Origin of the sequence: Frateuria sp. (assembly GCF_035695185.1) — a bacterium.
Taxonomy (GTDB): Bacteria; Pseudomonadota; Gammaproteobacteria; order Xanthomonadales; family Rhodanobacteraceae; genus Frateuria_A.
The window spans coordinates 1-4,029 of record NZ_DASSES010000175.1 but is presented as its reverse complement, the minus strand read 5'-3'; the positions used below and the strand labels follow the sequence as shown (position 1 = coordinate 4,029).

At 68.4% G+C, this 4,029-nt stretch carries 4 protein-coding genes; 1 reads left to right on the top strand and 3 read right to left on the bottom strand.

From position 1 onward, the window contains the following. Window positions 1–37: 37 nt before the first annotated feature. The gene (locus tag VFH59_RS14125; protein ID WP_325165547.1) at window positions 38–445 is read left to right on the top strand and encodes a biopolymer transporter ExbD; all 408 of its coding nucleotides are present in this window, start codon (window positions 38–40) and stop codon (window positions 443–445) included. 111 nt (window positions 446–556) lie between these two features. On the opposite strand, the gene VFH59_RS14120 is transcribed toward VFH59_RS14125, so the two are convergent. The 3 genes from VFH59_RS14120 to acs all read right to left on the bottom strand — a co-directional run. Continuing rightward, window positions 557–1,300: a pyridoxine 5'-phosphate synthase gene (locus VFH59_RS14120; RefSeq protein ID WP_325165548.1), complete on the bottom strand. Its 744-nt coding sequence runs from the start codon at window positions 1,298–1,300 to the stop codon at window positions 557–559. A 41-nt stretch (window positions 1,301–1,341) separates the two neighbouring features. Beyond that, window positions 1,342–1,983 carry a 4'-phosphopantetheinyl transferase family protein gene (locus VFH59_RS14115; RefSeq protein ID WP_325165546.1) on the bottom strand — a complete coding sequence of 214 codons (642 nt, stop codon included), beginning with the start codon at window positions 1,981–1,983 and terminating at the stop codon, window positions 1,342–1,344. Between the two features lie 128 nt (window positions 1,984–2,111). Then, window positions 2,112–4,029 (bottom strand): acetate--CoA ligase (gene acs, locus VFH59_RS14110; RefSeq protein ID WP_325165545.1); only part of this gene is annotated, 1,918 nt, incomplete at its 5' end.

Sequence of the window (4,029 nt, the reverse complement as noted above, 5' to 3'; positions counted from 1 at the left end):
CATGTCGGTTTCATGACGACCGGCAAGGAGTAAGACGATGGCTTTCAGTTCCGGAAACACCAGCGGCCCGATGGCCGACATCAACGTCACGCCGCTGGTCGACGTGATGCTGGTGCTCTTGATCATCTTCATGATCACGGCACCGATGCTCACCCACAAGGTGAAGATCGACCTGCCGCAGCCGAACCCGAACATCGTCCAGCCCGAAAACCCGCTCGAGCCCATCCGGCTCAAGATCGACCGGGCCGGCGCGCTGTACTGGAACGACACGCCGGTGGACGAGCTGGGCATGAAGGCGCAGATGGCGGTCATCGCCCAGCAGACCAACCAGCCGGAAATCCAGATCAACGCGGATGACGGCGTGGCTTACGAGTCGGTCGCGCGGGTGCTGGCCGATGCCAAGAGCTACGGCTTGACCAAGATCGGCTTCACCGAAGGGCAATGATCTCAGGCGGATCAACGCTACCGGCAAACCCCCGCGCATGCGGGGGTTTTGCTTTCCGGGGTCGCCTCAACGGTCCGTGGGGATGTACGTGGGCGGCAACCGCCGGGCGGTTCAGCGCAGGATCTGCAGGTAGCGGCGCACCGTCGGCGCCAGGCCGTCGTACAGCGCTTCGCCGATCAGCGCATGGCCGATCGACACCTCGGCCAGGCCGGGGATGGCTGCCTTGAAGCCGCCCAGGTTGGCCTGGTTGAGGTCATGCCCGGCATTGACCGCCAGGCCCGCCTGCTGCGCGTGGCGCGCCGTATCCGCGCAGGCAGCCAACGCCAGGCGCGCATCACCTTCGGCGAACGCCTCGGCGTAAGGTCCGGTGTAGAGCTCGACACGTTCGACACCGATCGCCACCGCCTGTTCGAAACCCTGGGCGCCGGCATCCACGAACAGGCTGACCCGGCAACCGATCTCCCGCAGCTCGGCCACCAGCGGGCGCAGCCGCTCGCAGTCGGCAGCCAGGTCGAAGCCGTGGTCGGAGGTGATCTGGCCTTCGCTGTCCGGTACCAGGGTCACCTGCGTGGGACGGACCTCGCGGGCCAGCGCAACCAGGCCCGGATACGGCCCACGCGCGGGCGCGAACGGGTTGCCCTCGATGTTGTATTCGACCTTGCCGCGCAGCATCGCCGCGAGCGCGCGCACGTCGTCCGGTCGCACGTGGCGCAGGTCCGGTCGAGGATGCACCGTGATGCCGCCGCAACCGGCTTCGATGCAGGTGTGCGCGGCGCGCAGGATATCCGGCTCGGTGCCGCCGCGTGAGTTGCGCAGTACAGCGATCTTGTTGAGGTTGACGCTGAGCAAGGTCATGGTGCCGATGTGCCGGGACGGGACCGGCAACAGTGCGCCGATCAACCGGCGTCGGCAAGTATCCATCGGTCGATCCGGCGCGGCGGGCCGCGCCAGGCGAGCGCCGCGCGGTAGGCCGGGTCGATCTCCAGCGCCTGCAACTGCCACGCTTCGGGGCGCTCCCCCTCCAGCCGACGCAGCTGCGGCGCGCCCGTTGCGACGTCGATTTCCAGCCGGTGCAGACCGAAGGCCAGGCCCCGGCCCAACGCCTTCAGGACCGCCTCCTTGGCCGTCCACAGGGCAAGGAATGCCTCGGCGCGCATCCGTGACGGCTGCGTGGCCAGCCAGGCGGCCTCGGCCGGATGGAAATAGCGCCGCGCAAGCTCGAGCGCCCGAGGCCGCGCGCGGCGCCGCTCGACGTCGATGCCCGGCGCCACCCGGCGCCCGAGGGCCACCAGTGCGCAGTCACCGCTGTGCGACCAGTTGAAATCCAGTGCGCACGCCTGCGTCGGGGCAAGCTGTGGCCGCCCATGCGGGCCGGCAACCAGCCGGACCGCATCGGCCGGCACGCCGAGGTAGCCGGCGAGCAGCCCCAGCAACGGCGCGCGGCCCCGACTCCGGTCGTAATGAAGCTGCCAGACGTGCAGGGTGTCGTCGTCCAGTCGGGCGGCGATCGCGGGGACATCGGTGAGCAGGGATGGCATGGACGGAACGGTAGCAAAGGGACAGCCGGCGAACGCAGGCCGGTCGGAACGCGCCCATGGGCAACCCCGGCCGCAGCGCGCGTTGCCGGGAGAGCGATCGCGCCCGGGCGGGCCCCGACCGCACGGTCCTACCTCACCAGCCGCTCGTCCACGAGCTTCTGCACCACGCCCGGGTCGGCCAGCGTGGAAATGTCGCCCAGCTGCTCGGGCTGGTTCTCGCCGATCTTGCGCAGGATCCGTCGCATGATCTTGCCCGAACGCGTCTTTGGCAGCGAAGGGGCCCACTGCAGGTAGTCGGGCGTGGCGATCGGGCCGATCTCCTTGCGCACCCACCCCACCAGTTCGCGGCGCAACGCATCGCTGCCTTCCTCGCCGACGACCAGCGTGACGTAGGCATAGATGCCCTGGCCCTTGATCTCGTGCGGGCAGCCCACCACCGCGGCCTCGGCCACCTTCGGGTGCGCCACCAGCGCACTCTCCACCTCGGCGGTGCCGATGCGGTGGCCGGAGACATTGATCACGTCGTCCACGCGCCCGGTGATCCAGTAGTAGCCGTCTTCGTCACGGCGTGCGCCGTCACCGGTGAAGTAGTTGCCCGGGTAGGCGCTGAAATAGGTCTCGATGAAGCGCTGGTGGTCGCCGTAGACCGTGCGCATCTGGCCCGGCCAGGAATCGGTGAGCAACAGATTGCCTTCGGCCGCGCCCTCGAGCACCTGGCCGATCGCATCGACGATGGCGGGCTTGACGCCGAAGAACGGCAGCGTGGCCGAACCGGGCTTGGCATCAATCGCTCCCGGCAGCGGACTGATCAGGATGCCGCCGGTCTCGGTCTGCCACCAGGTGTCGACCACCGGGCAGCGCTCGTCGCCGACCACGCGCCAGTACCACTCCCAGGCTTCCGGGTTGATCGGCTCGCCCACCGTGCCGAGCAGCCGCAGGCTCGCGCGCGAGGTCTTCTTCACCGGCGCCTCGCCCTCGCGCATCAGCGCGCGGATGGCGGTCGGCGCGGTGTAGAACAGGCTCACCCGATGCCTGTCGACCACCTCCCAGAAGCGGCTGCAGTCGGGGTAGCTCGGCACCCCGTCGAACATCACCGTGGTGGCTCCGTTGGCGAGCGGTCCGTAGACGACGTAGCTATGGCCGGTGACCCAGCCCACGTCCGCCGTGCACCAGTAGACGTCGTCCTCGCGCAGGTCGAACACGCACTCGTGGGTATAGCTGACATACACCAGGTAGCCGCCGGAGGTATGCAGCACGCCCTTGGGCTTGCCGGTGGAGCCGGAGGTGTAGAGGATGAACAGCGGGTGCTCCGCTTCCATCGGCTCGGCCGGACAATCGGCGCTCTGGCCGTCCATCAGGTGATGCCAGTAACGGTCGCGCGGCGATTGCATCGGTACCGCCGCGCCGGTGCGGCGCACCACCACCACGGTTTCCACGCTGCTGGTGCCGGGCCGCTCCAGCGCGGCGTCCACGTTGGCCTTGAGTGCAATCCGCTTGCCGCCACGCACGCCCTCGTCGGCAGTGATCACCAGCTTGCATTGCGAATCGGCGATGCGCCCGGCCAGCGAGTCGGGCGAGAAGCCGCCGAACACCACCGAATGAATCGCACCGATGCGCGCGCAGGCGAGCATCGCCACCGCCGCTTCCGGGATCATCGGCAGGTAGATCGCCACACGGTCGCCCTTGACCACGCCCAGATGCTTGAGCGTGTTGGCGAACTTGCACACCTCCGCATGCAGCTCGCGGTAGCTGAGCCGGCGCGACTCGCCCGGATCGTCGCCCTCGAAGATGATCGCCGTCTTGTCGCCACGTTCGGCCAGGTGCCGATCCAGGCAATTGGCCGCCACGTTGAGCATGCCATCGGCGTACCAGCGGATGTGCAGATCGGCCGGATTGAAGGAGACATCCTTGATCTGCGTCGGTGCGCGCGCCCAATCCAGACGCTGGCCCACCTTTGCCCAGAACTCTTCCGGATCGCGCAGCGACTCGGCGTACAGCCGCTCGTAGTCGGCCTTGCCGATGCGGGCCTTTTGCGCAAAGCCAGGC